Source organism: Sphingobacteruim zhuxiongii, assembly GCF_009557615.1.
Classification (GTDB): Bacteria; Bacteroidota; Bacteroidia; order Sphingobacteriales; family Sphingobacteriaceae; genus Sphingobacterium; species Sphingobacterium zhuxiongii.
Genome location: NZ_CP045652.1, coordinates 1,963,707 through 1,985,137 on the forward strand (window position 1 = coordinate 1,963,707; position 21,431 = coordinate 1,985,137).

The 21,431-nt window shown below is 40.0% G+C and carries 19 protein-coding genes; 10 read left to right on the top strand and 9 right to left on the bottom strand.

Annotated elements, in window-relative coordinates:
• Positions 1–118: 118 nt before the first annotated feature.
• Together GFH32_RS08435 and GFH32_RS08440 are read right to left on the bottom strand one after the other, a co-directional pair.
• Complete coding sequence (locus tag GFH32_RS08435; protein ID WP_153511108.1) at positions 119–2,308, bottom strand: glutamine synthetase III family protein; 2,190 nt, start codon at positions 2,306–2,308, stop codon at positions 119–121.
• Positions 2,309–2,507: 199 nt separating this feature from the next.
• Positions 2,508–5,315 carry a S9 family peptidase gene (locus GFH32_RS08440; RefSeq protein WP_153511110.1) on the bottom strand — a complete coding sequence of 936 codons (2,808 nt, stop codon included), beginning with the start codon at positions 5,313–5,315 and terminating at the stop codon, positions 2,508–2,510.
• Positions 5,316–5,412: 97 nt separating this feature from the next.
• Here GFH32_RS08440 and GFH32_RS08445 point away from each other — a divergent pair, with 97 nt between their 5' ends.
• Positions 5,413–6,147: an SIMPL domain-containing protein gene (locus GFH32_RS08445; RefSeq protein WP_153511112.1), complete on the top strand. Its 735-nt coding sequence runs from the start codon at positions 5,413–5,415 to the stop codon at positions 6,145–6,147.
• Between the two features lie 87 nt (positions 6,148–6,234).
• On the opposite strand, the gene GFH32_RS08450 is transcribed toward GFH32_RS08445, so the two are convergent.
• From GFH32_RS08450 to GFH32_RS08465, 4 genes are all read right to left on the bottom strand, one after another.
• Positions 6,235–6,684 carry a PepSY-like domain-containing protein gene (locus GFH32_RS08450; protein ID WP_153511114.1) on the bottom strand — a complete coding sequence of 150 codons (450 nt, stop codon included), beginning with the start codon at positions 6,682–6,684 and terminating at the stop codon, positions 6,235–6,237.
• 36 nt (positions 6,685–6,720) lie between these two features.
• The gene (locus tag GFH32_RS08455) at positions 6,721–7,164 is read right to left on the bottom strand and encodes a PepSY-like domain-containing protein (RefSeq protein ID WP_153511116.1); all 444 of its coding nucleotides are present in this window, start codon (positions 7,162–7,164) and stop codon (positions 6,721–6,723) included.
• Positions 7,165–7,228: 64 nt separating this feature from the next.
• Complete coding sequence (gene porY / locus GFH32_RS08460; RefSeq protein WP_153511119.1) at positions 7,229–8,521, bottom strand: PorY family sensor histidine kinase; 1,293 nt, start codon at positions 8,519–8,521, stop codon at positions 7,229–7,231.
• A complete protein-coding gene (locus GFH32_RS08465; protein WP_153511121.1) occupies positions 8,522–9,193 on the bottom strand; it encodes a response regulator transcription factor in 672 nt (223 codons plus the stop codon).
• Positions 9,194–9,329: 136 nt separating this feature from the next.
• Here GFH32_RS08465 and GFH32_RS08470 point away from each other — a divergent pair, with 136 nt between their 5' ends.
• From GFH32_RS08470 to GFH32_RS08510, 9 genes are all read left to right on the top strand, one after another.
• On the top strand, positions 9,330–10,673 hold the full coding sequence (locus tag GFH32_RS08470; RefSeq protein WP_153511124.1) for a sigma-54-dependent transcriptional regulator: 1,344 nt from the start codon (positions 9,330–9,332) through the stop codon (positions 10,671–10,673).
• Positions 10,674–10,987: 314 nt separating this feature from the next.
• On the top strand, positions 10,988–11,323 hold the full coding sequence (locus GFH32_RS08475; RefSeq protein ID WP_153511126.1) for a DUF7674 family protein: 336 nt from the start codon (positions 10,988–10,990) through the stop codon (positions 11,321–11,323).
• 1 nt (position 11,324) lies between these two features.
• Complete coding sequence (locus tag GFH32_RS18645; RefSeq protein ID WP_153513033.1) at positions 11,325–11,402, top strand: potassium-transporting ATPase subunit F; 78 nt, start codon at positions 11,325–11,327, stop codon at positions 11,400–11,402.
• A 7-nt stretch (positions 11,403–11,409) separates the two neighbouring features.
• A complete protein-coding gene (gene kdpA, locus GFH32_RS08485; RefSeq protein WP_153513034.1) occupies positions 11,410–13,098 on the top strand; it encodes a potassium-transporting ATPase subunit KdpA in 1,689 nt (562 codons plus the stop codon).
• A 10-nt stretch (positions 13,099–13,108) separates the two neighbouring features.
• Positions 13,109–15,118, top strand: a complete 2,010-nt coding sequence (gene kdpB / locus GFH32_RS08490) for a potassium-transporting ATPase subunit KdpB (protein WP_153511128.1) — start codon at positions 13,109–13,111, stop codon at positions 15,116–15,118.
• Positions 15,119–15,129: 11 nt separating this feature from the next.
• Positions 15,130–15,717: a potassium-transporting ATPase subunit KdpC gene (gene kdpC / locus GFH32_RS08495; RefSeq protein WP_153511131.1), complete on the top strand. Its 588-nt coding sequence runs from the start codon at positions 15,130–15,132 to the stop codon at positions 15,715–15,717.
• Positions 15,707–16,786: a porin gene (locus GFH32_RS08500; RefSeq protein ID WP_153511133.1), complete on the top strand. Its 1,080-nt coding sequence runs from the start codon at positions 15,707–15,709 to the stop codon at positions 16,784–16,786. The genes kdpC and GFH32_RS08500 overlap by 11 nt, the downstream gene beginning before the upstream one ends.
• Before the next feature lie 15 nt (positions 16,787–16,801).
• Positions 16,802–17,926 (top strand): sensor protein KdpD, encoded by a 1,125-nt coding sequence (locus tag GFH32_RS08505; RefSeq protein WP_153511135.1) that lies wholly within the window; start codon positions 16,802–16,804, stop codon positions 17,924–17,926.
• Positions 17,923–19,686 carry a HAMP domain-containing sensor histidine kinase gene (locus GFH32_RS08510; protein ID WP_153511137.1) on the top strand — a complete coding sequence of 588 codons (1,764 nt, stop codon included), beginning with the start codon at positions 17,923–17,925 and terminating at the stop codon, positions 19,684–19,686. Before GFH32_RS08505 ends, GFH32_RS08510 begins: the two co-directional genes overlap by 4 nt.
• Here GFH32_RS08510 and GFH32_RS08515 read toward each other — a convergent pair.
• From GFH32_RS08515 to GFH32_RS08525, 3 genes are all read right to left on the bottom strand, one after another.
• Entirely contained in the window at positions 19,671–19,982 is a 312-nt protein-coding gene (locus tag GFH32_RS08515; RefSeq protein WP_153511138.1) for an antibiotic biosynthesis monooxygenase, read from the bottom strand. The genes GFH32_RS08510 and GFH32_RS08515 overlap by 16 nt on opposite strands.
• 215 nt (positions 19,983–20,197) lie before the next feature.
• On the bottom strand, positions 20,198–20,638 hold the full coding sequence (locus tag GFH32_RS08520) for a carboxymuconolactone decarboxylase family protein (RefSeq protein ID WP_153511140.1): 441 nt from the start codon (positions 20,636–20,638) through the stop codon (positions 20,198–20,200).
• Between the two features lie 62 nt (positions 20,639–20,700).
• Entirely contained in the window at positions 20,701–21,276 is a 576-nt protein-coding gene (locus tag GFH32_RS08525; protein WP_153511142.1) for a Crp/Fnr family transcriptional regulator, read from the bottom strand.
• Positions 21,277–21,431: the final 155 nt, after the last annotated feature.

Genomic DNA, 21,431 nt, shown 5'->3' on the forward strand with positions numbered 1-21,431 from the left:
CTTTTTTGTTACTGATTCCGATTTAATACAGCTTTTTTCAGGATATCGGCAGCAGATATAAGCTATAAATAAAAATAGCCGTGTCTTACACGGCTATTTACTCTAGGAGTTGTATTTTTTAGTGAATAAATAATAATTCACGTAATTTAGGTAGAGGCCATTTAGCATCATCTACTAATTTTTCAAGTTTATTTACGTGGTAGCGAATATCATCGAAGAACGGTTTTACGACCTCATCGTAAGCGATTGCTCTTTCACGAATATCATCGATTGTATTTGCTTTTTTACGTGCTTGACGCATTTCTTCAGCTTTCTCAAGAATTGTGTTTACATGTTTAGAGATACGCTCTAAATAGTTTAACTGTGAGCTGTATGATTCTTTTGGTAAACCAAGATCTTTCAATCCTTTCACATTCTCGATTAACTCGTTTTGGTACGTGATACAAGCAGGAGCAATTTGACTCGTTACAATTTCGCCAATTACACGAGCTTCGATTTGAAGCTTCTTAAAGAAGTTTTCTAAAAGAATTTCATGTCTAGCTTCTGATTCGCGTTTGTTGTAGATACCTAATGTCTCGAATAACTCTAAAGATTCAGGAGTTACATAAACATCAAGTGCCTTAGGAGTTGATTTGATGTTCGCTAATCCGCGAGCTGCAGCTTCAATTTCCCACTCTTCGCTATATCCATTTCCTTCAAAACGGATTGCTTTAGACTCTTTAATATATTTACGAACAACGTTTAAGATCGCTAAATCTTTCTTCGTTCCTTTTTTGATTTGCTTATCAACTTCTGCTTTGAATTCGATTAATTGCGTTGCAACGATTGCATTTAATACAGTCATTGGAAGTGCAGAGTTCGCCGATGAACCAACAGCACGGAATTCAAACTTATTACCGGTAAAGGCAAAAGGAGACGTACGGTTTCTGTCTGTGTTATCCAGTTTCAAATCAGGAATCTTAGGGATACCATGCCATAAGTTTGCTTCCGATTTTACTTTCTTCGCTACGCGAGCTGATTCTACCTCTTCTAAGATTTCATCTAATTGAGAACCTAAGAAGATAGAGATAATTGCTGGAGGAGCTTCGTTTGCACCTAGACGGTGGTCATTAGAATGACTTGCAATCGATGCGCGTAATAAATCAGCATGTTCAAATACCGCTTTGATAGTGTTCACAAAGAAAGTTAAGAACATTAAGTTGTTCTTTGGAGTCTTTCCAGGAGAAAGTAAGTTTACGCCAGTATTGGTGATTAATGACCAGTTATTGTGTTTACCTGAACCATTTACGCCAGAGTAAGGTTTTTCGTGTAATAATACTTTGAAGTTATGACGTAAAGCCACTTGCTCCATTACATTCATCAACAATTGGTTGTGGTCAATTGCTAAGTTGATCTCTTCGTACATTGGCGCACACTCGAATTGAGAAGGTGCAACTTCATTGTGACGAGTTTTCAATGGAATACCAAGTTTTAGGGATTCATTTTCCAAGTCAACCATATAGGCTAATACACGCTCAGGAATTGCTCCGAAGTAGTGATCTTCTAATTGTTGTCCTTTTGCAGAGATATGTCCAAATAAAGTACGACCAGTTAATTGTAAGTCAGGACGCGCATTATATAAAGCAAGGTCAACAAGGAAATACTCTTGTTCGATACCTAATGATGCGTTAACCTTTGTTACAGATTTATCAAAATATTGAGCAACATCTGTTGCTGCTTTGTCGATAGAAGCGATTGCTTTTAAAAGTGGTGCTTTGTAATCTAAAGATTCTCCAGTGTAAGAAACAAATACAGTAGGAATACAAAGTGTTTTACCAGATGAAGATTCGAAAATAAATGCTGGAGAGGAAGGATCCCATGCCGTATACCCTCTAGCTTCAAATGTATTACGAATACCACCGTTCGGGAACGAAGAAGCATCCGGTTCTTGTTGAACTAATGCATCAGCAGTAAATTTCTCAATTGCACTTCCGTCAGAATCTGGTTCGAAGAAAGAGTCATGTTTTTCAGCAGTCGATCCAGTTAATGGTTGAAACCAGTGTGTATAGTGTGTAGTTTCATTTTCAATTGCCCAAGCTTTCATCGCTTGTGCAATATACTCTGCCATCTCGTGCGTGATTTGCTTTCCTTCTTCAATCGCAGTTGTTAATTCTTTATAAACTGTCTTCGGCAAATATTCTCTCATCTTAACGATAGTGAAAACATTTTTACCATAAATGTTTACTGCTCTTTGTGCTTTTACGTTTGATTTCGCGCTGAAAATATGTTTCGTTGCTTCTTCAACTGCTTTAAATCTGCTGTTTGACATGGTTTTCTAATTATGTATCCCTTTGTTTATGTTGATTAAATTATGTTTTTCTGTAAAACTTTTCAAAAATATAGGAAAAACATGGAAATCGAACATTTTTTTTCAAAAAAAATTGAAAAATGACAAAAGTTACCTGCTGAAAACGAAAAATGCAGGAAATATTTTAGATTTCCTGCATTTTTAACCATTTGTATGGGAGTTATTCGGTTTCTAATCCCCAGTCGATTCCTTTTTCAGTTGCTTTGACACCTTTTTTAATCCAATTTGGAGCAGGTGCTCCTTTTAGGAAGTGATCAAAGAACTGGGCTTCGCGGATTTGTATGTCTTTTCTATTCTGACGTTGCATTAAGTTATGTCCATCGCCGTTATAGTTTAACATCCAAACAGGCTTATTCAAGCGTCTCAATGCACTGAAGAATTCGATACCCTGATACCATGGCACGGCGCCGTCATTATCGTTGTGCATGATTGCAACAGGCGTATTGACGCGATCCATGAAGAATAGGGGAGAGTTCTCAATATAAAGATCTTGAGCTTCCCATAATGTTTTACCGATACGGCTCTGTGTGTTTTCATATTGAAATTGGCGTGAAATTCCCGTTCCCCAACGGATTCCTCCATAAGCGGAAGTCATATTAACGACAGGTGCACCAGACCATGCCGCAGCATACATATCTGTGCGTGTAATTAAATGTGCAACTTGATATCCACCCCAGCTTTGTCCTTGAATTCCCATTTTTGTAGAGTCAACCCAGTTGTTGTTGCGCGCTAAATGGTGCATTCCTGAATTGATAAATTCTTCAGCTGATTTACCAGGGTAGCCCGTTTCATAGCGGATGTCTGGTGTAAACACTAAATATCCATTGCTGACAAAGTACGTTAAATTCAATCTGGATGCCGTTGGAGCAGGAGCTTGGTAGGTATATAAACCGTCAGTCATCTTCTCATAGAAATATGCAATGATTGGATATTTTTTATTTGGATCGAAGTCCTCAGGCTTATATAAAATCCCTTCCGCTTCATATCCTTTTGGCGTTGTCCATTTCACAACTTCCGCAGTCAACCAATTATAGTCTGCTTGCTGTGGATTAATAGTCGTATAGCGCTGTTCATCTTTAAATCCTGTTAATATATAAACGTCCGGAGATTGAAGAGCATTTTCTTTCGTATAGATAATGTTGTTGACCTTCTGATCCGCTGCAAGCATTTTATAAGTGTAAGGACCGCTCCATAATTGTTGGATATCCTTTTTCCCTAATTTAAATAGACCAGCATACTTACTTAATTGATTGAATCCATTCATATAAATAGGAGCAGCTTCATCAATATATGTCGTACGGATCCTCGGGTTTTCTTCACGGGTTAGTCTTTGAAAACGATAGGTAATCGATTCTTTTCTTCCCTGACCATGGGTATAGTTGGCTTTGTTCTTTCCATCAAGACTTAATTTCCAAATATCATAGCGATCATTAATATAGACTTGCTTTGCATCTTTGGACCATCCCGCAATGCCGTAAGCACCTGGAAGTGCAGGTACATCATTTTGCTCATTGACAAAACTTACTGATAAGCCTTCATTCAATTGTTTAACGGCTTCTGATTCGATATGGTAACTATACCAATTTGCGTTCTCTTTGTTGAAATAGACAACATAGTCACCTTTTGGCGAAAGATAAGCAGAGCCATTAAAGTTCTTAGCGACAAGTTTGTTTTTTCCGTTCAATAGGGAAATGACATAAACATCTGACTTAGTATCGCCGTCCCATTGAGAAGCAATTCGGTAACCCAAATCACTCGTTGCTATAGCCCATTCATTATCTGCATCCTCGGTCATCCCAATGCGGTTAAACGTCTCATCAGACAATGGTATCACTTTTCCGGATTGCTTAGGAAGAATCATCGCAGTGAAATTGCGGGATTGATCTCTACGTGCATTTAGTAATTGTGCGGGCTGAATATAATCATCCTGCCAATGCCAAATATCTACTCTTGCGGATTCAAAATCTACGAGGGTGGTATCTTTAACACGCGGTATGGGTGCCAGCCCAAAGAATAGTCTATTCCCCGATTTGCTAAAGCTTAGTGAACCATCTCCAGAGATATACCAATTATTAGGAATACCATTTGACTTTTGATCCGCTAAGATTGTTGCCGTATCTTGCTTTGTTGTGTAATAATAGAGTTTGAAATTTTTAAGCTGTGCTTTGTCGGGTGATTTATCAGCTAAGAAAGTCAGTTGATTGTTTTCATCATCGAAAGTAAAGTTCTTGTAATTACCCTTGCCGTTACTGATTTTCTTCAGCTTTTTAGTCCCTATCTCGTATAAATATAAACCCGCTTCATTTAGCGTGTCTTTGTCCACTCCCTTTTTAGTGAAAAGGAAATAACGCTCATTATTCGTGATTTGAAAGTTCTCTGCTTTAAAGAAGTTTATTGTATCGCCAGTAGGCAGGTGCAATAGATGAACGACAGGCGTCGGTTTCTCTTTCTTAGCTGCTGCAGCTTTGTTTGTCGTCGTATCCTTTTCCGCAGCCTTCGCAGGGATGACAACTTCGCTTGCAATTGCGATGTAATTATTGCCAGTTCTGTTGATATGATAGCTTTTGAAATTCGGATAGCGGCTAGCGGTATTCTTTGCCAGATTATATACCAATAGTGTATCCTTAGGGAGATCATCGCCCTTTTTCTTTTTAATTCTTGCTTGTCTCGTTTCCTTGAAGAAAGGCTTAATTGTACTGATCAGGAATTGTTCATTTTCTGTAAGCCTGAGATCGGTACCTCGAGGTATGCTTAGAAGCAATTGATTCTTATTGTTCTTTACTTCCGTCAGGCCATCGCCCTCCTGTGGACTGATCGTATAGTGGACAATATTTCCGGATTTACTGATTTCTGCGCGACTAATTGTTTTCCAATTGTCGTAGACAGAATGGTCTACAGGTTTTTTTTGTGCATAAATACCTGAAACCAGTGATAGACTCAGCAATAAAAGGCTGTACTTTTGTTTCATAAATGTGTTAGATATAGGTAGCCCCAATATTAATCAAAAATTGCTAACTTAGAGAATAACACTGTATAACATTTTTAATATAAAACGGATTTAGCACATGAAAAATGCAGGAATTATTATCAGTACGATTGCCGCAATAGCCTTTATTGCTTTTGCCGTAATCCTAGGAAATGCCTATAAATACAAATACAAAAATTCAAATACTATTAATGTGACAGGTGGAGCGAAGACGGACTTTGCGTCTGATATCGTGAAATGGTCGGCATCGTATAGTCGTAAGTCGATGGATTTAAGTGAGGCATCGGAGCAGTTGAAGCGTGATCGCGATTTAGTTCGCAATTTTCTATTACAAAAAGGAATCAATGAAAAAGAGATTCTTTTCAATGCGGTGAGCATTAATAGAGAGTTCAATTATTACACCGATGCAAGTGGACACTCCTCAAATACATTTACTGGCTATAATCTATCTCAGAACGTAAGTATTGAATCGAAAGATTTGAATAAAGTTGATAATGCCTCTCGAGAGATTTCGACGCTTATATCTCAAGGGATAGAGTTAAGCTCTAACACGCCGAGTTATTACTTCTCAGGCCTTGAAGATTTAAAGCTGAAGTTGATCTCCCAAGCATCTGCAAATGCTCGTGTACGGGCGGAAAACATTGCTAAAGAAGCCGGGTCTTCATTAGGCTCTTTAGTGAAAGCAGATTTGGGAATTTTCCAAATCACTGGACAGAATGATAATGAAGAGTTTTCATATGGAGGAGCGTTCAATACAACCTCTAGAAATAAGACAGCAAACATCACTATTAAAGCAAGTTATCTTTCAAATTAAGAAAGAAGTATCTAAACGCTACGCATAAAAAAAGTCATTTGAATACAATTCAAATGACTTTTTTTATCCTTAATACTTTCCTTATACCTATGGATCGATTCTTACAAACTTACCTTCTTTGTCAAATACAAGATCCAAGCCGTTCGTCAATTCGATATCAAAACCATAGTTTTCTTTCTCGATACTGTTTACGCCGCTATTCGGATAATTTTCTTTCACATAAGCTAAGATAGCCGCAGGGATTAAGTTGTCAGGTAGGATAGAAGCATCGTTTACTGCATCGATATCCAACCATTGACCATTTTTATCAAATTTAATTTCAATACCGTTGTCTAATAATACTTCAAATTCTTTACCCGATAGACCTTCTTTCTCTTCAACAACAGATAGGATCTTAACCCCATTAAAACTGCTATTGATGAACTGAGAAGCGCTGCTCGGTAAATCACCTTCCGTAACGACTGTTTCTTTGTCGCATGACATCGTTAAAAACGCGATTGATAAAAAAAGACTAAGGCTTAATAATAACTTTTTCATATGCTTATATATTGAGTAATTTTTTTAAAATTCTGATTAATCGTCAATTCTGATAAACTCACCTTTACTGTTGAATTTCAGGTCGATACCGCTTGTTAACTCCACTTCAATTTCTCTACTGCTTTTTGAAATCTGAACAATTTCATTGTTAGGGAAACTCTTTCTGACGTATTCTTTGATGGAGGCTGGAACAATATCTTGTGGGACGGCTTTTTTCTTCCCGTCTACTTCAGTCCAATTACCGTTTTTATCAAATTCTACTTTTGTGCCATTTGTTAACACAACCTTGTATTCAATCGGCGAAAGAAGATCTTTTTCCGACTTCACCAAAGAAACTTTTTCATGATTATAATGTGAAGACATAAATGCCTGTGCTGTTTTTGGCAATGCATTTAGTTGAATTACTTTCTCTTGTGCAATTGCTTGGAAGGACGATCCCGCGATCATCGTAATTAGTGCTGCTTTTAATAAATTTTTCATTGCTCTATCGAATTAATAATACAATATTCGATAGCAATACTGGAAAGAATTGGGAATCTAGAACTTATTTAGTGATAGAACTCTTTTTTATTTCAAAGTGCTGTAAGTCAGATTCATAAAAGTACACTAAACGAAGCTGATTATGCTGTTCAAGAATAGAATGCACGATAGAAAGCCCTAATCCATTAGAATTATTATCCTGATTTCCTTTGTGGAAGCGTTCGAAGATATAAGCTGGATTTAAAGCTCCAGAGGTACTCGTATTGGCGATATCAAGAATTTCCTCACTTATTTTTATAATTAACTGGCCCTTGCTAGTATTATACTTAATGGCATTGCGCAGTAAATTTGAAAGCAATATCAGCGCGAGATCCGGATTGAAATCAACAACAAATTGTCCATTCTCGATGAGTGTTACCTGGATTTCCTTATAGCTAATGACATCTTCTAAATCCTGTAACAAGTTCTTCGCAGTCTCATTGAAATTTACGGTTTTTAGTTCTGTATACTGATTGTTGTCTATCCTCGATAACATTAAAAGAGATTTATTTAAGGCAACCATGCGATGCAAGGATTGCTTTGCTTCTACAATTTGCATAAGCTGACTCTCGTCTAAATTTCCCTCTTGTAAGAGTAATTCGAGTTTTGCGATCGTAACAGCTAAAGGAGTTTGCAGTTCATGGGAAGCATTCTCTAGGAAGCGTTTTTGCCCTTCGAATACCGCCTCATTACGACTAATCATGGTGACAATTTGACCATTTAATTCTTCAAACTCTTTCACCTTCGTGGGGGTAGGTTCAAAGCTCTTGGAATGACCAAATCGATATCGACTTAAATTGTTTAAGATTTCTTGAAAAGGCTTCCAAGCGCGACTCATTACATAATAATTTACCACGAGGATACTTAAGACAATCACCAAGTAAAGGACAGTCAATGCGATGGCAAGATTTATCGAATAATCATCTTCCTCGACGGTCGACGTCCGTATCTCTAAACTATAGGCTTGCCCATTTGTACTATAGAAACCAGTTTTCAGTACACGATAAGGTTCATCTTCATCATCATAGGGCATATACATAAATTCTCTCGAAAAATGGTTTTTATCGAGATCTTCACTGTCTTTCGTCGGAAGAATACGGAACTGATTGATGCCCCAAGTCTTATTATTTTCTAAAATGGTCGGGTTATTATATGCTTCTCGGATAATCTCAATCTTTTGATTTTTTAGCCCATCGTCGACGTTATCATAAACCTCGTCCATTAAGAAAGCATAGAAAATCAATGCCCAAACTGCAATGATGATCAGAATGGTAATGACTAAGAATCGATTTGTATAATATTTAATGGATACCGACATCTAAACAAGTTTATAACCCACGCCGTAGACTGCTTGTAAGTCCATATCAGCTTGCGCTTCTTTTAATTTTTTACGTATATTTTTTATTTGAGAATAGATGAAGTCAAGATTATCGGCTTGATCGGTATGATCACCCCAAACAGACTCGATTAAACTTGTCTTTTCCATCAATTTGTTGGGACGCAAGATAAAATAATAGAACAGATCATATTCTTTGCGATTTAAAGTCATTTCCTTACCGTCGACAAGCACTAAACGGTTATCCGGGTCGACCGTCACATTCTTATACTGTAATAGTTGTTCCCCGTCGCGCGCATTTCTACGAATAATGGATTTAACACGTGCCAGCAATTCAGCTAAATGAAATGGTTTAGCCAAATAATCGTCAGCGCCAATTTCTAAGCCTAAAACCTTATCCTCCACAGAATCCTTGGCGGAAAGAATAATGACGGGTTGTTTTTTATGCTGATTTTTTAACTCCTTCAAGATGTCAAGTCCAGAACCTCCTGGCAGCATGATGTCTAAGAGAATACAATCATAGTCGTAGGTTAAGGCTTTTTCAAGACCCGAATTATAGTCCTGCGCAGTTTCCACTAAGTAGTTCTCCGTTCTCAAAAATTCTTCGATGGTCTTCGATAAAGCTAATTCGTCTTCTATGATCAGTATCTTCATTTGGAATAAAAATACAATTATGTATAAAGAATCTGAAAAGAATCTGGAATGCATTGGATTTTTACGTTTTTGTAGCGGTAAAACATTTTAATCTTTAGTAATTTTCTAATTTAGCTTCGAAAAGCAGAGATATATTATGCAAAACCGGATGTTAATTATCGATGATGAAGATAAACTTCGTCAATTACTTGCTCGCATTATCGAATTGGAGTGGGAAGACTTGGATATTCATCAAGCTGGTACATTAAAAGCAGGGATGCAGCAATTAAAGCAATTTGAGTTTGATCTCGTCATATCTGATGTTAAGCTGCCCGACGGCAATGGTGTAGACTTCGTATTAGAAATAAAAAAGCAACAACCTTTATTGGAAGTAATCTTGATGACGGCTTATGGACAAATTGCCGATGGTGTGCAAGCCATTAAGAACGGCGCGTTCGATTATATGACTAAGGGGGATGATAATAATAAAATAATTCCATTACTCCATAAAGCCTTTGAGAAGGTGAACATGGCGAAGCGCATTGCCAAGCTAGAAGCACAGGTAGGTAAAAAGTATAGTTTTGATCAGATTATTGGGCATTCTAAAGCGCTTAGAAATGCGATAATCTTAGCGGAGAAAGTAGCCCCAACGGATAGTACTGTTTTATTATTAGGAGATACTGGAACAGGTAAAGAAGTATTTGCTCAGTCAATACATTTTGCGAGCCGTAGAGCGAAGAAGTCTTTCTTGGCAATCAACTGCTCCGCATTTGGAAAAGAACTGCTGGAGAGCGAGCTATTTGGTCATATCGCAGGGGCATTTACCGGCGCGATGAAGGATAAGTCTGGATTATTTGAAGAAGCCCATATGGGGACGATCTTTCTCGACGAGATTGGTGAGATGCCGCTAGAATTGCAAGCGAAATTCTTGCGTGTACTGGAATCCGGTGAGTATATCAAAGTTGGAGAGAGTAAGATTAGGAAAGTCGATGTTCGTGTTATTGCAGCAACGAACAGAGACCTAGAACAGGAAGTTGAAGCGGGGCATTTTAGAGCCGATCTTTTTTACCGTCTTTCCGTCTTTAATATTACGTTACCGTCATTAAATCATCGCGTCGCCGATATTCCTGCGCTTGTTGAATATTTTGTTGCGCTCTTTGCTGGCAAGATGAATCGAAGAGTGCCAAGCATTGACGACCCATATATCGTTTGTATGCAGAACCATCATTGGAAGGGGAATGTTAGAGAACTGAAGAACGTTGTGGAGCGCAGTCTCATCTTGATGGAAGGGGATCACCTGACCGTGGAAAGCCTACCATACGATATCCAAGTAGAGAAACCTCATATACAGAAAGTCGCATCCTTTGCGCTCCAAGACGTAGAAAAGTCACATATCAGTCGCGTCCTAGCGCATACCCAAGGAAATAAAGCGGAGGCCGCACGTCTGTTAGGGATTGGAATAGCGACACTCTATAGAAAAATCGAAGAATACGATATATAAGACCTTCTCATATTGAGAAAGAGCCTATCAAAATGATAGGCTTTTTTTATGCTTAAATTTCCAGGAGAATACGTAAGTATTTGTTTCGTAGTTGTTTGTAGCTCAAATCGTTAGGCTGGTATTTCTTTTGGCCTATCCCCAGAAAAGCTAAAAAGATGAACAGAAAAAACAAACTCCAAATTCCAGTGCGTGAATTCCATAGTATCTCATCCTTAATTACATCGATATGTTAACATTCGTCCTAATTCTCGTTGGCATACTATGCTTTCTACTCTTTTATAAATCGATCAATTTTTTCGATAAAATATAAATCCATGAAAAACAAAATCGTAACCAGCATTAAGGAATGGTTCCCGCACTGTGTGCCGTCGGAAACGGATGCAACAGAATACATGCTGCTACAATGCGTAGCGGATTATTGCATTGCATGTTTTGGCGGACAGCAGGAGGATCACTTGAAAGCCAAAGAAGCAATCCATATCATTAGCATATTATACTACAATGGGTCCTTGCATGAAAGAAATGCGATTGAGAACGAGTTTCTTGAGCGCATATCCCACGCTGAGTCGCCAGCCAGCCTGCGCCAGCATATCGACTTTTTACCCAAAGAGCTGAGACCCGTCTATATGAAAACTATTCTAGAAAACTAATATGTTCAGCTTATTAATTCTATCCATTCTGGTTTTTTTCTACATCGTGTATGTATTGATTTATCCAGAGAAATTTTAAAAAAATGATGAACACAGAAATTATTTCAATCATTTTCATGTTCCTTTTTACGGTGCTTTTAGGGCTCCCAATTGGACGATATATTGCCAAGGTTTATCTCGGCGAACGAACTGTACTCGATCGAATATGCGGGCCTATAGACCGTTTTATTTACAAAGTATCTGGTATCAATCCCACACAGGCGATGAGCTGGAAAGAAAACCTGTCTGCACTGTTGACGGTCAACTTGGTTTGGCTTTTCCTAAGTATGCTGGTTCTCATGATTCAACATATACTTCCTTTAAATCCGGATCATAACCCCGGTATGTCACCTGATTTAGCGTTTAATACGGCGATTTCCTTTGTCGTAAATTGTAATCTACAACATTACTCCGGGGAATCCGGATTAAGCTATCTATCGCAAGGGATGCTGATGTTCTTACAATTTGTGAGTGCAGGAGTTGGCATGGCGGCAGCAGCAATGCTGTTTCGTGCGTTCCGCGAAAAGCAGACTCAAAGTCTAGGGAACTTTTACCAACTTTTTGTCAAATCCTGTACTCGAATTTTACTACCTATTGCCATCCTCATAGCCAGCTTACTTGTTTTTCAAGGAACGCCGATGACTTATCAGGGCAAACAACAGATGATTAGTCTAGAAGGGGATACAGTTGATGTTTCCACTGGACCTGTGGCTGCTTTCGTTAGCATCAAGCACCTCGGTACCAATGGTGGAGGCTTCTTTGGTGCAAATTCAAACCATCCCTTTGAAAACCCATCCTTCTTGACCAATATGACCGAGATGATAGCGCAGTTTATCATTCCTATTGCAATGATCTTCGCTTTCGGCTATTATATTCAGAAGAAGAAATTCGCGTGGGTTATTTTCGCTGTGATGACCCTTGGCTTTCTTTGTTTAGCCATTCCAACAGTGCAGATGGAAAGGGCAGGTAACCCGGCGATTGCAGCTATGGGAATTAATCAGGAAAGCGGCGCCATGGAAGGGAAGGATATTCGAATTGGTGCCGCTGCCGCAGGTTTCTGGTCTATCGTTACGACCGTTATTTCCACAGGCTCCATCAACTCTATGCACGATAGCAGTATGGCCTTGTCGGGAATGAATCAATTGCTCGGCATGATGATCAATGCATTCTATGGAGGCTGTGGAGTCGGAATCCTAAACTTTTTCGTTTTTATCATCCTCGCCGTATTTATTAGTGGACTAATGGTAGGGCGCACACCTGAGTTTATGGGGAAGAAGGTTGATGCTAAAGAAATGAAAATCGCGATGATGATCGCATTACTACATCCCTTTCTAATTCTTGTTAGCACGGCTATGGCAAGCTACTATCCGTCACTAGGTGCAGCAACGACCAACAACCCAGGTTTCCATGGATTTTCGGAAATATTATATGAATACACTTCGGCTGCAGCCAACAATGGTAGCGGTTTCGAAGGTCTAGCCGACAATAACCTATGGTGGAATATCAGTACGGGTATTGTGCTTTTATTTGGACGTTTTATTCCAATTATAGGGCCTGTTGCTATCGCGGGTTTGTTGGCCGAAAAGCGATATATACCAGAAAGCGCGGGAACCCTAAAAACCGACACCTTTACTTTCGGTTTCATGATTCTTGCCGTGATTCTTATTGTTGCCGCATTATCTTTCTTCCCAGCACTTACACTAGGCCCCATTGCCGAGTATTTTTCACTTAAATAATTCAGAACACATGAAAGCTCAAAATTCATTTTTTGATCCTCGATTAATAAAAGAATCTCTAGGTCAAGCATTTGTAAAACTTGATCCGCGAATAATGGTCCGTAACCCTGTTATGTTTACAGTAGAAATCGCAACCCTGGTGATGGCAGTCGTTTGCGTAGGGATTATTCTAGGGAACCAGGAGCAAGGAAGTTTCGCTTATAATTTCAGTGTATTCTTGATCCTTTTAATCACCCTTTTATTTGCAAACTTCGCTGAATCCCTTGCAGAAGCGAGGGGTAAGGCTCAAGCCGATAGCCTTCGGAAAACACGAGAAGAAACGCCCGCAAAACTGAGCAACGGAAAAACGATAAACTCGTCGGAACTCCAGAAAGGAGATACATTTATCTGCATAGCAGGCGATATTATTCCCACGGACGGAGAAATTATTAAAGGATTAGCGACTATCGATGAAAGTGCGATCACTGGGGAGTCAGCCCCTGTTATACGGGAGGCTGGCGGTGATCGTAGTTCGGTAACCGGCGGTACGAAAGTCCTATCGGATGAAATAGTCGTTACCGTGACAGCTGCTGCTGGAGAAAGCTTCTTAGATAAGATGATTGCGCTAGTGGAAGGAGCGAAGCGGCAAAAAACACCCAATGAAATAGCGCTCACCATTCTGTTAGCAGGCTTTACTCTAGTCTTTATCCTAGTAGTCGTCACGCTCAGCCCGTTTGCACAATTTGCCAATGTAGGAATCAGCATTGCTGCTTTTATTTCACTTTTTGTCTGCTTGGTTCCAACAACAATTGGGGGATTGCTTTCTGCAATTGGGATTGCCGGGATGGATCGCGCATTAAGAGCAAACGTATTAACGAAATCTGGAAAAGCCGTGGAGACTGCCGGTGATATTGATGTTCTTTTATTGGATAAGACCGGGACAATTACGATTGGTAATAGAAAAGCAACACGTTTTCAAGAAGCTCCTGGCATTGCTAAAGAACGCCTGATTAAGGCGGCTGCGTTGAGCTCTAAATTTGATGAAACCCCCGAGGGTAAATCCATTGTCGAACTGTCGGGATTAGATCTTTCAAGTTCATCATCGCAGGAAGAATTATTTATCAAATTCACGGCAGAAACGCGATGTTCAGGACTTAACATCGGTTCTACGCGAATTCGAAAAGGTGCAACGGATGCCATTAAGAAAATTGTGGAAGATGCAGGAAATCATTTTCCACAAGAGACAGCTTCGGCTGTTCAAGCGATATCGGCAAATGGAGGAACGCCATTGGTTGTTATAGAGAACGAGCAGGTACTGGGCGTTGTTGAATTGCAAGATATTATTAAACCAGGTATTCAAGAACGTTTTGCAAGACTCCGGAAGATGGGTATAAAAACAGTGATGGTTACCGGAGATAATCCCCTGACAGCATCTTTTATCGCCAAAACTGCGGGAGTAGACGATTTTATTGCGGAGGCAAAGCCCGAGGATAAGATGAATTATATCCGTAAGGAACAACAAGATGGGAAATTGGTGGCCATGATGGGTGATGGAACGAATGATGCGCCAGCGCTAGCCCAGGCAGATGTTGGCGTAGCGATGAATAGTGGAACGCAGGCCGCTAAGGAAGCTGGGAATATGGTTGACTTAGATAATGATCCGACAAAACTTATTGAGATTGTGGAGATTGGAAAGCAACTCTTAATGACTCGGGGAACTTTAACAACCTTCAGCATAGCGAATGATGTCGCCAAATATTTTGCAATTATCCCTGCACTCTTTGTGATCGCGATTCCTGCATTGGCTCCGTTAAATATTATGCAGTTAAAGAGCCCGGAATCAGCCATTCTTTCCGCTATCATATTCAATGCAATCTTGATCCCTTTGTTAATACCGTTGGCCCTAAAAGGTGTACCCTACAAGCCAATTGGAGCTTCCGCATTACTTCGAAGGAATATAGTCATCTATGGGTTCGGAGGACTTATAGCCCCATTTATCGGTATTAAATTAATTGATATGCTATTGTCCTTTATCTTTTAAATCAGAACATTATGAAAAACTCAATTTGGATAGCCATCCGACTTACGCTGGTCAGTTTAGTGTTATTTGGCGTTCTCTATCCTTTAGCGATTTGGGCCATTGCGCAAGCGGCGCCAAGCCAAGGTCGCGGAGAACGAATAGAAGCCGATGGCCGCAGTTACTATTATCATATCGGGCAGTCCTTTACCGATACCAAGTATTTCCAATCTCGACCTTCCGCGGTTAACTATAATGCTTCCGGTTCCGGTGCAAGTAATAAAGGGCCTTCTAATGAAGATTATTTGAAGGAAGTGGAACAACGAATAGACAGGTTTATGGAGCAAAATCCCGGTATAAAACGTAGTCAGGTTCCTGCAGAACTGTTGACAGCGAGTGGTAGTGGACTCGATCCACATATCAGCGTAGCATCAGCAAATGTACAAGTTGCACGAGTCGCAAGGGCGAGGGGCATATCGGAAGCTGCTGTCGTCGATTTAATCAATCAGCACATAGAGAAGCCGCTTTGGAACTTGTTTGGTCCAGCAAAAATTCACCTCTTGTCGCTAAATATTGCACTAGACAAGATCAGTAAACAGACAGGAGGTAATCATGCAGATTAAAAATTGGTTATCGGGATTATTTTTGTTTTCAGCTTTCACATCTTATGGTCAGGAAGATCAAGATACAACAAAGGCGAAGCTTCGAATCTCGGCGTACATTGAAAGCTATTATAGCTTCGACCCGAAAAAGCCAAGTCAACATCAGAAAGCGGCATTTACCTACAGTCATCATCGTAATAATGAGATCTCCGTCAATTTGGCGATGGTCAAACTCGCTTATCAGACTGAGCGGGTTCGTAGTAATCTAGCGTTGGCAGCAGGATCCTACATGAATGCGAATTATGCAGCCGAAGAGGGAATCTATAAAGCTATATATGAGGCAAATGTAGGATATAAAATCAGCAAAGACGGCGATCTGTGGATCGACGCTGGAATCATGCCTTCCCATATTGGTCCAGAGTCTGCTATAGGAATGGATAATATCAATCTCACACGGAGTTTGGCTGCCGACAATTCGCCGTATTTTGAAACCGGAGTTAAACTGTCGTTTCAAAATAGCGATTCTACTTGGAGTATAGCAGTCTTGGCGCTGAATGGCTGGCAGCGGATACAGTTACCAGAACATAGTACTGGTTTATCCTTTGGCCATCAAATTCAATATAAACCCACTGAATCGCTGTTGATAAATAGCAGCTCCTATATTGGAAAAGAGGGAGCAGACAGCCTGCGTATGTTTCATGATTTCTATATTCAAGTCGATTTCAACGAACGACTACGCCTATTAGGTCTCTTTGATTTTGCGATACAACAGCGTTCTCAAGGTTTGAAGAATGCAAAATACTGGACCGCAGGCTTACAAGCAAAATATCAAATCAATAACAGATTACATCTCAACGGGCGCATGGAGTATTTTAAGGATGAGCAGGGCATTATATTGGCTGCTACGTCTACCGCTTTGAATAGCCTTTATGGAGCATCGGCAGGTTTTGACCTGCGCCTAGTCGATAATTTAATATGGAGAGTGGAATATCGTTACTTACAGGCGAACACCGACACATTTTATAATCGAGATACGCTTTCTGAGCGGCGTAATAACACATATAACACCGCAATTACCTGGCGATTCTAAGGTTGGAGGCTACACATGGAGGAGCAACGTAAATCGGCCGAGTATTTTTTAGATCTTTTAAAGCAATCCCGAAAAGGTAAGTTTAAGATCTACTTAGGAATGAGTGCGGGTGTAGGTAAAACCTACCGTATGCTGGAAGAGGCACATAAGCTATTGAAGAATGGTATATCTGTAAAAATAGGATTTGTTGAAACACATGGACGCGCGGAGACGGAAGCATTGACTGCCGGTCTTCCCATCTTGCCTCGACGAAAACTATATTATAAGGGAAACCAATTGGAAGAAATGGATGTGGACCTTATTTTGAAGCTGAGACCCGAAGTGGTTATCGTCGACGAACTAGCACATAGTAATATTCCAGGGAGTAAAAATTCAAAGCGATGGCAGGATGTTGTCGAATTGTTGGAGGCAGGAATCAACGTCATCGCGGCGCTTAATATTCAGCATGTAGATAGCTTACAGGTCGAACTCAATGCTTATTTTAAGATGGAGGTCAAAGAACGGGTTCCCGATAAAGTTTTAGATATGGCTGATGAACTTGTATTGATCGATATAAGTGTGGATGACCTTATCACACGCTTAAAAGAAGGAAAGATCTATACCTCGGATAAAATACAAACTGCTTTGCGTCATTTCTTTCAGGAAGAGCATTTGGAATTGCTACGGGAACTCGCCGTGAAGGAAATTGCAAGACATAGCATGCAGAAACATGAACGTACGGCGATTGGAGATAAAAAGCGTCGTACGGAACGATTTATGGTCTGTATAAGTTCGGAGGAAAAAGTCGCTCGCAACATTATTCGGAAAACTTGTCGACTCGCTAGTTATTATCATGCCGATTGGTTTGTCTTGTATGTGCAAACGCCAAAGGAGTCGCTAAATAAAATCGCTTTAGACAAACAACGTTATTTGATTAATAATTTTAAATTGGCAACAGAATTGGGCGGACAAGTTTTACAGATACAGGGCAAGGATATCCCGACGTGTATCGTCGAGCAAGTATTGCAGATGCGCATTACGACCTTGTGTATAGGACGTCCCCATTGGCCATTGTTCCGAATTTTATGGACCGTAGGCCTATTTAGAAAGTTACTCAAGAAATTAGAAACAATAGCGGTTGATTTAATCATATTGTCATGAAAATCAAAACCAAATTAAACATCGGTATAGGGTTATTATTCTTAATGATCCTTATGCTCGCCTTTTCAAGTACTTGGTATGTTAGTGCCTTGAAGAAAGATGGCGAAAATATTCTTGCGGCGAATTATTTGTCTGTAGAATACGCTCGAAATATGTTGGAAGCGGCCGATCAATGGGCTGCTGGCGATTCGCAGGCCTTGAAAACGCTACAGATTAATCTATCCAGACAGCAAAAGAATGTGACAGAAATTACCGAGCGGGAAATTACAGATCGCCTGACGAAGAAGCTAAATTTGTTGCAGGAGGAACCCAATAACTATCCCGTCGCGGCGGCATTGCGTAAGGAGTTGGTCAATCTTATGAACGTCAATATGGCGGCGATTGTCCAAAAGAACGACCACGTGCGTCTACTCGCTAAAGAAGCTTTTCTACTCATTTCTATATTAGGGGCGTTAAGTTTCTTAATAGCCTTTGTACTATGGATGAATTTACCGAGCAATATTGCCGATCCGATTAAAAAACTAACCTTGAGTATTCGGGAGATCGCCAATCAGAACTATGCGCAACGATTATACTTTAAGGGTGATTCGGAGTTTGTTGATCTTGCCAGTTCATTTAACAGCATGGCCGAACGTCTTCAGGAATATGCGAACAGCAAATTAGATACGATCTTACAGGAGAAAAAGCGTGTGGAAGCGCTGGTGAACAGTATTCACGATCCTGTCATCGGCTTAAACGATAAGCAGGAGATTCTTTTTATCAATGATGAAGCGTTATTGTTGACGGGTTTATCACGCAATGATATCGAAAGCAAAGGCTTGAAAGAGCTGGCGACAGGTAATGAATTGGTTCAAAAGATAATAGAAATACCAGATAAAGAAAGCGTCAACAGCGAAGTCGAAAGCCTAGATCAAACCATTAGTATTTATACGGAGGACAAGGAGAGCTTTTTCGAGAAACAAGTTTACCCGATTGCTATTGTGCCGACAGGAGAACAGACCTTGCAACATGTTGGGGAAGTCATTATCCTAAAGAATGTAACGAGCTTTAAGGAGCTGGATGTGGCGAAGACTAATTTTATTGCCACAGTATCACATGAATTAAAGACGCCCATTGCCTCAATACAAATGGGTTTAGAGCTGATGAATCATCCTAAAACAGGAGCGCTGACCGAAAATCAGAAGAAATTAATGGAGGGTATCCGTGACGATAGTGAACGATTGCTACGTATTACCTCGGAATTGCTGAATATGTCGCAACTCGAAACGGGAAATATTAAATTGTTTGCACAATGGTGTAATCCCATGCCTGTCATTACTTACGCCTTGCAAGCAACACATTTGCAAGCTGAGCAAAAGCAAATCGAGTTGATCACGCAATTGAATGAAGACCTACCTGAAGTATTTATTGATGAAGAAAAGACCGCCTGGGTACTTACAAATTTTATCACCAACGCGATTCGTTATTCTCCAGAACGGAGTCAGATCATCGTTTCGTTAATCAAGAAAGATTCGAAGCTTATCTTTTCTGTTCAAGATCATGGGAAGGGAATCGATAGTTCATATAAGGATCGCATATTTGATCGCTATTTCCAGATACCGGGTTCTATGCGTTCAGGAACGGGTCTGGGACTCTCCATTGCGAAAGATTTTATCGAAAACCAAGGAGGAAGCATTGCTGTAGATAGTAGCCTGGGTGTTGGTAGTACCTTCTCCTTTAGCATTCCCACGAGTAAATCGGCCATTTATTCGAAATCGTAGGTCTCAAAATGGGTAACGAATTCTTCAAACTCCAAAAGGTATTTTTTATCTTCGGGATAGTAGCGCGCTTTCTGAAAATGCTCCCCAGCGAACTGTTGAATGCTGGTCGTTGATTCCCATTCTGTGACGGTCATAAAATGACAGATATCGTGATCTATGCGACGCAGTACTTTTGCAGATAGATTTCCTTTGGTGCTGCGGTAGTCTTTCATGCCCGTGCTAGTCAGGTAGTTCAGATAGACATCAGCGTCTTCTTTCCGCGTAATGCCATGCCATATTCTGGTGATTGTTTTCATCGCGTTTATCGTTGGCTTATACTAATTTAACAATAATCGGCCAAAAAGAAGGCGCTGAGGAAAATAGCAAGACAGGGTAGCTATCTCCCAACCAACGAAAATTTCTTTCCTATTTCATTTACATTAAAACCCAAGCTCAGGCCTTTTAAGTTTCCTTTGAAGGGCTAAGCTTGGGTTCAGGTAGGTCTGAGCTAGGGCTAATCTAAAAGGTTGTCCTATAAATCGGGCTGTGTATGACTGCTGATCGCGATTCGATTCCAAACATTGATGGTTGCAATGGCTAAGATAACTTGCGCAATATAGCTTTCGGTAAACAATTCTTTTGCTGCTTTGTAGGTCTCATCGGTTAGGCCAGACTCATTTATTTTGGTAACTTCTTCAGTCATCGCTAAGATAACACGTTCCTCTTCGCTGAAAACATTTGTTTCACGCCATGCATTCAACAAGAATATACGTTGGGCGGTTTCTCCCTGTGCCATCGCATCTTTCGTATGCATATTTATACAAAATGCACATCCATTAATTTGTGATGCCCGGATTTTTATTAATTCTAATTGCGTTTTGTTGATGTCGGATGCTTGTACAAAATTTTCAAGCGTGATTACTCTTTTGTAACCATTCGGAGCCAATTCGGCGATATTCATTCGTGCTTCCATCGTAAATTTCTTTTTGTTTAGACAAAGATGCTATTCTGAAAACAAGAAAAACTTAAGCTGGTTTAAGAAAACATTTTTTTACGTATTTCACTCAGATACTCAGGTGTGAGTCCGAGGTAGGAAGCGATTAGATATTGAGGCACCCGCTGCACAAAATCTGGAAAGTTATTGTTAAACTGAATAAAGATCTCCTCCTTTGAATGCAGCTTAAAGAGCTTGTTTCTGAATTGGGCAGCTGCATAGGCCTTCTGATACACTTGAAGGAAGTAGCTTTGTATAAAAGCTTGCTCCTGGAGTAGTAATAGCTCTTGATCTCTACTAATTCGAAGGATTCGACTGTTTTCTACTGCCTGAATCGCGCAGTTTGATTCTTGCTTCCCGATATAGGCTTTTTGATCGCAAATCCACCAGGACTCCAATGCAAAATCGCAGGTTAATTCTTGACCTTTCTCATGTAAAGTATACATTCGTAAGCAGCCATCTAATACAAAATAATTGTATAAATGTGCCTGTCCAGGATTTTGTAAATGCGCTTTCTTTTTGACGTCAAGCACTTCGAAATAGGGGACGATCGCTTCGAATTGTTCATCGCTAATCGCTACGTGTTTTCCGATATGATTTTTAAAATTCGATAACATAAGGTTCCTTCATTTCCTCGAAAATACTTTTTCTACGTACTATTACCGACGTAAACAGTTAAGCTTTTTTGTGTAGGGTCTAGCGTAGCCGTTTGATGAAGAGATTATTTGTTGTTACTCTCTTTATCATTGCTTGGGCGACTTGACCAATATTA

What these genes read in the sequence shown, in the direction of transcription:
- GFH32_RS08435 (WP_153511108.1), bottom strand. Translation starts at nt 2,308, where the DNA reads ATGTCAAACAGCAGATTTAAAGCAGTTGAAGAAGCAACGAAACATATT.
- GFH32_RS08440 (WP_153511110.1), bottom strand. Translation starts at nt 5,315, where the DNA reads ATGAAACAAAAGTACAGCCTTTTATTGCTGAGTCTATCACTGGTTTCA.
- GFH32_RS08445 (WP_153511112.1), top strand. Translation starts at nt 5,413, where the DNA reads ATGAAAAATGCAGGAATTATTATCAGTACGATTGCCGCAATAGCCTTT.
- GFH32_RS08450 (WP_153511114.1), bottom strand. Translation starts at nt 6,684, where the DNA reads ATGAAAAAGTTATTATTAAGCCTTAGTCTTTTTTTATCAATCGCGTTT.
- GFH32_RS08455 (WP_153511116.1), bottom strand. Translation starts at nt 7,164, where the DNA reads ATGAAAAATTTATTAAAAGCAGCACTAATTACGATGATCGCGGGATCG.
- porY (WP_153511119.1), bottom strand. Translation starts at nt 8,521, where the DNA reads ATGTCGGTATCCATTAAATATTATACAAATCGATTCTTAGTCATTACC.
- GFH32_RS08465 (WP_153511121.1), bottom strand. Translation starts at nt 9,193, where the DNA reads ATGAAGATACTGATCATAGAAGACGAATTAGCTTTATCGAAGACCATC.
- GFH32_RS08470 (WP_153511124.1), top strand. Translation starts at nt 9,330, where the DNA reads ATGCAAAACCGGATGTTAATTATCGATGATGAAGATAAACTTCGTCAA.
- GFH32_RS08475 (WP_153511126.1), top strand. Translation starts at nt 10,988, where the DNA reads ATGAAAAACAAAATCGTAACCAGCATTAAGGAATGGTTCCCGCACTGT.
- GFH32_RS18645 (WP_153513033.1), top strand. Translation starts at nt 11,325, where the DNA reads ATGTTCAGCTTATTAATTCTATCCATTCTGGTTTTTTTCTACATCGTG.
- kdpA (WP_153513034.1), top strand. Translation starts at nt 11,410, where the DNA reads ATGAACACAGAAATTATTTCAATCATTTTCATGTTCCTTTTTACGGTG.
- kdpB (WP_153511128.1), top strand. Translation starts at nt 13,109, where the DNA reads ATGAAAGCTCAAAATTCATTTTTTGATCCTCGATTAATAAAAGAATCT.
- kdpC (WP_153511131.1), top strand. Translation starts at nt 15,130, where the DNA reads ATGAAAAACTCAATTTGGATAGCCATCCGACTTACGCTGGTCAGTTTA.
- GFH32_RS08500 (WP_153511133.1), top strand. Translation starts at nt 15,707, where the DNA reads ATGCAGATTAAAAATTGGTTATCGGGATTATTTTTGTTTTCAGCTTTC.
- GFH32_RS08505 (WP_153511135.1), top strand. Translation starts at nt 16,802, where the DNA reads ATGGAGGAGCAACGTAAATCGGCCGAGTATTTTTTAGATCTTTTAAAG.
- GFH32_RS08510 (WP_153511137.1), top strand. Translation starts at nt 17,923, where the DNA reads ATGAAAATCAAAACCAAATTAAACATCGGTATAGGGTTATTATTCTTA.
- GFH32_RS08515 (WP_153511138.1), bottom strand. Translation starts at nt 19,982, where the DNA reads ATGAAAACAATCACCAGAATATGGCATGGCATTACGCGGAAAGAAGAC.
- GFH32_RS08520 (WP_153511140.1), bottom strand. Translation starts at nt 20,638, where the DNA reads ATGGAAGCACGAATGAATATCGCCGAATTGGCTCCGAATGGTTACAAA.
- GFH32_RS08525 (WP_153511142.1), bottom strand. Translation starts at nt 21,276, where the DNA reads ATGTTATCGAATTTTAAAAATCATATCGGAAAACACGTAGCGATTAGC.